General features: G+C 46.1%; 1 pseudogene. It reads right to left on the bottom strand.

From position 1 onward, the window contains the following. Positions 1-1,141: pseudogene (locus tag OU792_RS18560) on the bottom strand (cytochrome C biogenesis protein); the annotation flags it as partial.

The following is a 1,141-nucleotide window of genomic DNA, read 5'->3' as shown; positions in this document are numbered from 1 at the left end:
TCCATCACTCCAAGGGGGATGCTTCGCAATGTACCATCTCAAGGCGAGGTGAAAGCTAAATACTCCCCATCCCATCCAGGCGAGAAGGGAGCCGCCTTTCCAAAGGAAATTCAAGATTTTACCTTCTTTGAATAGTCGGACAATTCCCAAAACCAGCATCATAAAGCCTAAAAGCCAAAAAACTGGAAAGAGGCGATTGCCAAGGTTTAGTTTATTGTAGAGTAATTCGCCATTGATTTCATTTTCAGCGGGATATACTTTTTTACCGGCCTCTTTTTGATACAGGGAAATATATCCTAGTGCTTCATCTGCTTCTGACCAATCGTCCTCACGAATCCCTTTCTGAAGACCTGCGAGATAAAGCTTGCCTATGTTTTTCACAAAAATTCCATCCTCCTCTTCAAAGCCTTGAGCAAATTGACTACTAGTGTACCAGGTGTCATTATCGTCGAGTCGGTTTGGGTAGAGTCTCAAAAAATCTCCAATCAAGACAGCATAGAAGATATTGAATCGCTCATCTGTTTTCAGCAATTCCTTATGTCCCTCGTTTCGCTGGGAGGGCTTGAGTTGATTGGCTTCTTCTACTAAGTCGGCCAAAAGATAATTTCCCTCGGAGTCAATAAAATCCTGAAAACTCAATCGATCTACAGGTTCGTGTCCTAAGGCCTGAAAGGCATCGAGAGATTTCTCCTGATCGATTTTGATCAAAGGAAAGCTGCTGAAACGCTCCGGGCTAAGCTGCACGGCTAGCAGAAACTGCTCCGGACTGAGCGATATTCTTTCTCCTTCCAGGTCAAATTCAATCTGGGTACGACCATTTAGTTTTCTGGCGATTTCGTTTGCCAGGGTATTGAGGGGTTTCATCCGCCCATCCAGGTCCTGCACGATCAGGGTCCCGTAGGCAATGGCTTTTTCCTCAGGAACCAAAAACTGAGCACCCTCCTGACCAAATACCGTACTGCTGAAAGTCACAGCCAGAAGCATAAGCGATGCGGTTTTGGCAGAAATTTTAGCCAGACGCTTCTGTAACATTTGAAAGCGGCTGCCCGGTGCGAAAAGCGTCAGCAGCATGCCGAGGCTTAAGAGAAAGTAACCGAAGTAGGTCAGGTAAGTGCCGGGCCGATCTTGATTGATCGAGAGG

The organism is Algoriphagus sp. NF (assembly GCF_028823735.1).
Taxonomy (GTDB): Bacteria; Bacteroidota; Bacteroidia; order Cytophagales; family Cyclobacteriaceae; genus Algoriphagus; species Algoriphagus marincola.
This window is presented reverse-complemented; position numbering and strand designations above follow the sequence as displayed.